The organism is Mesorhizobium sp. M7A.F.Ca.CA.003.01.2.1 (genome assembly GCF_003998945.1).
GTDB lineage: Bacteria > Pseudomonadota > Alphaproteobacteria > Rhizobiales > Rhizobiaceae > Mesorhizobium > Mesorhizobium ciceri.
Window position 1 is genome coordinate 1 of sequence record NZ_RZRA01000361.1, and the last position, 5,083, is coordinate 5,083.

General features: G+C 64.1%; 5 protein-coding genes. 1 reads left to right on the forward strand and 4 read right to left on the reverse strand.

The features are described from left to right. The 3 genes from EN969_RS16050 to EN969_RS16060 all read right to left on the reverse strand — a co-directional run. Window positions 1-395: substrate-binding domain-containing protein (locus EN969_RS16050; RefSeq protein ID WP_164758288.1), on the reverse strand; the 395-nt coding region annotated here is incomplete at its 3' end. Further along, window positions 392-1,708: an ABC transporter permease gene (locus tag EN969_RS16055; protein WP_013528456.1), complete on the reverse strand. Its 1,317-nt coding sequence runs from the start codon at window positions 1,706-1,708 to the stop codon at window positions 392-394. The genes EN969_RS16055 and EN969_RS16050, both read right to left, overlap by 4 nt. Then, complete coding sequence (locus EN969_RS16060; protein ID WP_063169732.1) at window positions 1,705-3,288, reverse strand: sugar ABC transporter ATP-binding protein; 1,584 nt, start codon at window positions 3,286-3,288, stop codon at window positions 1,705-1,707. The genes EN969_RS16055 and EN969_RS16060 overlap by 4 nt, the downstream gene beginning before the upstream one ends. A 220-nt stretch (window positions 3,289-3,508) precedes the next feature. On the opposite strand from EN969_RS16060, the gene EN969_RS16065 reads away from it, so the two are divergent. Further along, entirely contained in the window at window positions 3,509-4,528 is a 1,020-nt protein-coding gene (locus EN969_RS16065; RefSeq protein WP_013528458.1) for a LacI family DNA-binding transcriptional regulator, read from the forward strand. 33 nt (window positions 4,529-4,561) lie between these two features. Here the strand turns inward: EN969_RS16065 and EN969_RS16070 are convergent. Next, a partial coding sequence (locus EN969_RS16070) for an MsnO8 family LLM class oxidoreductase (protein WP_127419237.1) occupies window positions 4,562-5,083 on the reverse strand: 522 nt, incomplete at its 5' end.

Consider the following 5,083-nt stretch of genomic DNA (forward strand, 5'->3'; position numbering starts at 1 on the left):
GTGTAGTCCTTGGTGTCGACATTGCGGTCGAGCACGAAGACCGGGATCTTGGCGTCGATCGCCTGCTGCACGACGCCGGTCAGGCCGGCCGATTCCTTCGGTGACACCAACAGCGCATCGACCTCCTGGCGGATCAGGTTCTCGACATCGGCGACCTGCTTTTCGGTCTTGTCCTCGCCGTCGGTGATGATCAGCTCGACCTCGGGGTGCTTGGCGGCTTCGGCCAGGATGTCCTTGTTGAACTGCGCGCGCCAGGGCTCGATGGTCGTCACCTGCGAGAAGCCGATCTTCCACTTCTTGTCCTGGGCATAGGCATTGCCGGTGGTCAGCAGCGCGGTGGTGGTCAGCAGTGCCGCGGTCACGGCGGCAAGCTTCAGCATGTCACGTCGTTTCATTTTTTGTTTCCTCCGAGATTGAGAGACGGTGTCTCTTGCGACGGCCGCTTTGCCGCGGCCGTTTCCTTGTGCGCCGATTGCCCGCCGGGCAGGCGCAGATAGGCCAGGAGATCACCGGCATTGCGCTCCTGCACGAGCACGGTGCCGATGATGATCATCCCCTTCAGCACCAGCTGAAGGTTCGAATTGATGTTGTGGAGCTGCAGGATGTTGGAGAGCAGACCGAAGATCAGCACGCCGCAGAACGTGCCGATGAGGCTGCCGCGCCCGCCCATCAGGCTGGTGCCGCCTATGACCACAGCGGCAATGGCGTCGAGCTCCAGCCCGGCGCCGGCATCCGGCTTGCCTTGCCGGTACTGCGCGACATAGAGCACGGCGGCAATGCCGGCGAGCAGCCCGGAGACGGCATAGGTGGCGATCTTGACGCGGCCGGCGGCGATGCCGGAGAGGCGCGCCGCCTCCTCGTTGCCGCCGATGGCATAGACATAGCGGCCGAACGGCGTGAAGCGCAGCACCGCGCCGTAGATCACGATGGCGCCGAGGAAGAACAGGCCCGGCATCGGGATGATGCCGAACACCAGCGAGCGCAGGATCTCGAAATCGGCGGTGGCGTTGGAGCCGGTATAGACCGGCAGCACCGCATTGTTCTGGCCGGCGGTCAGCCGTGCGATGCCGAGCGCCGTCACCATCATAGCCAGGGTGACGATGAAGGGCTGCAGCCGTCCGGCAACGATGATGAAGCCGTTGAGCGCGCCGAACAGCAAACCAACGCACGGCGCCACCAGCAGCACGCCGAGCACGCCGAATTTCGGCTCGATCTGCGGCAGCAGAAACCACAGCGACAGGCAGCACAAGACCACGCCGACGACGGCGGGCGTGATCAGGCCGCGAATCCCGTCCAGCCTGATCTCGCGGACGAGATCGGCGCCGGCACGGGACTTTGCCAGGTTCTGGAAGATGAAGCGGGTGACGACGAAACCGAGGCAAAGCGCCACCAGCGCGACGGTCGGCACGCCCAGCACGACGCCCGGCGTCACGCCTGGGACCGTCAGCAGCATGGCACAGACCACCGAGCAGATGGCCATCAGCGAGCCGACGGAGAGATCGATGCCGCCGGTGATGATGACAGCCGTCATGCCGGTGGCGATCAGCCCGGTGGTCGAGACCTGGCGCAGCACGTCGAGCAGGTTGCCGTAGGAGAGGAAGATGTTGTTGCCCTTGGAACTCATCGGCGAGCCCAGCACGCCGATCAGGAAGATGGCGATCAGGCCCCAATAGAGCTTGGTACGGGACAGGAGTTTCAGGGCAGTCATGCGGCTGGTCTCGATATGGTCCTGCGCGGGGCGGCGAGACGCATGATGGCCTCCTCGCTGGCCGCATCGCGGGAAAGAATGCCTGTCTGGCGGCCATCGGCCATCACCAGGATGCGGTCGGAGAGATGCAAAAGCTCCGGCAGTTCGGAGCTGATGACGGAGATGGCCAGTCCATCGCGCGCCAGCTTGAAGATCAGGTCGTAGATCTCGCGTTTGGCGCCGACATCGATGCCGCGCGTCGGCTCGTCCAGCAACAGCACCCTTGGCCTGGTCGCCAGCCACTTGCCGATGACGACCTTCTGCTGGTTGCCGCCGGACAGCGTGCCGGCAGGCTGGTCGATGTCCCGGCAGCGGATGCCGAGCGCCTTGACCGCCTGCCGCGCCAGCCCCTGCTCGGCGGCCAGCGAGCGGATGCCGAAGCGGGCCAGCGACCCGACCAGCGGCAGCGCGACATTGTCTGCGATCGAAGCCTGCAGATGCAGGCCTTGCGTCTTGCGGTCCTCGGTGACCAGTGCAATGCCCAGCCGCCTTGCGTCGCGGGGCGAACGGATATCCACAGGCCGGCCGTCGACCTGGATTTCGCCACCGGTGCGGCCATCGCTCGAGCCGAAGATCGCCTCCAGGATCTCGGTTCGGCCCGAACCCAGCAGCCCGCCAATGCCGAGGATCTCTCCGGCGGCAAGATCGAAGCCAACGCCGTCGATCACCGTGCGCCAGCCATGCGCATCGGGCTTCGACAGCGACAGGTTTTCGACCGAAAGCACAATGTTGCCGCCGGAGTGGCGCTCTTCCTGGGAGGAAGCGAGCAGGTTGCGTCCGACCATCGCCGAAATGATCGCATCTTCGTCCAGCCTGGCCATCGGCTCGGTCAGTACATGGCGGCCGTCGCGAAACACGGTGACGCGGCTGGCCAGATGCATGACCTCGTCGATGCGGTGCGAGATGTAGACGATGGCGACACCGCTCTCGGCAAGCTGGCGGATGATGCGGAACAGCCGCTGGCATTCGGCCGGCGACAGCGCCGAGGTCGGCTCGTCCATGATCAGGATGCGTGCCGACATCGACAGCGCCTTGGCGATCTCGACCAGCTGCTGCTCGCCGACACGCAGGGCACCGACGCGGGCTTGCGGATCGAGCTCGATGCCGAGCCGCTGCAACAAAGCGCCCGCCGCGCGGCTGCTTGCCTTGCGGTCGACAATCAGCCCGGCGATCAGCTTCTCGCGGCCAAGGAAGATGTTGTCGGCGACGCTGAGTTCGGGCACCAGGTTGAGCTCCTGATGAATGATGGCAATGCCGGCATCCTCGGCGTCGCGTACGCCAGCGAAATTGACAGGGTGGCCATCGACGCTGACCGTGCCTTCATAGCCGGTGTAGACGCCGGAGAGGATCTTCACCAGCGTCGACTTGCCGGCGCCGTTCTCGCCCATCAAGGCATGAACCTCGCCGCGCCGCAGCTCGAAGCCGACATCGACCAGGGCGGCGATGCCGCCGAAGCTCTTGGAAATATGCTCGGCGCTCAGAACGGTGTCCGACCGATCGGCAGCGCCGTGCTGCGGGGAAAGGGAACTGCTCTCTCGCATGACAATGGCGGCCTCCCTTCCGTCGTCGTCAACTTCCCGCAAACGCTAATCTAAACGTTTCGATCATGTCAAGCTGATATGAGGTACCGCATGTTTACTGCATTTCGATTCTTGCTAAAAAGGACAGGATTCCGTACGTATTGGCCGGCAAGGGTGGCGAAACGTTTCGAAAATGACAGCATCAGGGCAAAAAAAACACCGGAAATCCACCGCGCCCACCATGCTTCATGTGGCTGAAGCGGCGCGTGTTTCTGTCGCCACCGTTTCGGCGCTGATCAATGGCACGGCGACGGTCAGTCCGGAGCTTAGCCAGCGCATCGAACAGGCGATCCGCGATATCGGCTACAAGCGCAACGCGATCGCCCGCAGCCTGAAGATGGGCACGACCCGCACGATCGGACTGACCGTGCCGCACATCACCAACCCATTCTTCACCGATGTCGTCTCGGTCATCCAGCAGGCCTTCGACCGGGCCGGCTATGCCGTCATGCTGTGCTGCACGGACGAGGATTTGAACACCCAGGACGATCAGATCAAGCTGCTGCTCGACCGCATGGTCGACGGGCTGATCGTGGCGCGCGTCGGCGACGGCGCGATCCTCAAGCGGATCGTCGACGACGCCAACGTGCCGGTGGTGCTGCTCGATCGTATCTGCAAAGGCGTCGACACCGATGCCGTGGTGCTGGACAACCAGCGCGCGGTGTTCGACGCCATCACCTATCTGATCAATCTCGGCCACCGGCGCATCGGTTACATCACCGGCACGTCGGACATTTCGCCGATGCATGACCGCATGGCGGGATATCGCGAGGCGCTTCACGCCGCCGGCCTGCCGATCGCGGAGGAGCTGATCCGCTTCGGCAATTTCCACGAGATCGACGGCTACAACGCGACCATGCAGATGCTGTCCTCGCACGATCGGCCAAGCGCGATCTTCTCGGCCAACAACCCGATGGTGATCGGCACCATGAAGGCGATCCGCGACATCGGCCTGTCCTGCCCGGAAGACATTTCAGTTGCCTGCTTCGACGACTTTCCATGGTCCGACGTGTTTCAGCCGCAGCTGACCACCGTCGCGCAGCCGGTGCAGGCGATCGGCGAACAGGCGGCCAATCTGCTTCTCGACCGTCTCGCCGGCAACAGGGACGCGCCGCCGCGCAAGCTTTTGCTCAAGGGCCGGCTGATGATCCGCAATTCATGCCGCCCGCTCGGGGCGATTGCGCAGAGCGTGAGCGCATAGTTTTTCGCCCAGCATATATCGTACCAGAACTTGTCAGGCCGCCTGCGACAGCGATTTGTGCGCCTCGGCCAGGATCTCGAACGACCGCACCCGCGCCGCATGATCAAAAATCTGCGCGGTGACCATCAGCTCGTCGGCGCCGGTGCGGCGCACGAAAGCATCGATGCCTTGCCGCACCGTTTCCGGGGAGCCGACGACGGCGCAGGACAATGCCTGGCCCAGCATGGTCTTTGCCATCGGATCGAGATCGCGGTCATAGTTCTCGACAGGTGGCGGCAGCCGTCCGGCCCGGCCGGTGCGCAGATTGACGAAAGCCTGTTGCAGCGAGGTGAACAGCAAACGAGCCTCGGCATCGGTGGGCGCGGCAAAGACGTTGAGGCCAAGCATGACATGCGGCTTGTCGAGGTGCTCGGAGGGTTGGAAGCGCGAGCGGTAGACATCCAGCGCGTGATCCAGATCCGCCGGCGCGAAATGCGAGGCGAAGGCATAGGGCAGGCCGAGCATGGCGGCAAGCTGCGCGCCGTAGAGGCTGGAGCCGAGGATCCAGACCGGCAC

What these genes read in the sequence shown, in the direction of transcription:
- EN969_RS16055 (WP_013528456.1), bottom strand. Translation starts at nt 1,708, where the DNA reads ATGACTGCCCTGAAACTCCTGTCCCGTACCAAGCTCTATTGGGGCCTG.
- EN969_RS16060 (WP_063169732.1), bottom strand. Translation starts at nt 3,288, where the DNA reads ATGCGAGAGAGCAGTTCCCTTTCCCCGCAGCACGGCGCTGCCGATCGG.
- EN969_RS16065 (WP_013528458.1), top strand. Translation starts at nt 3,509, where the DNA reads ATGCTTCATGTGGCTGAAGCGGCGCGTGTTTCTGTCGCCACCGTTTCG.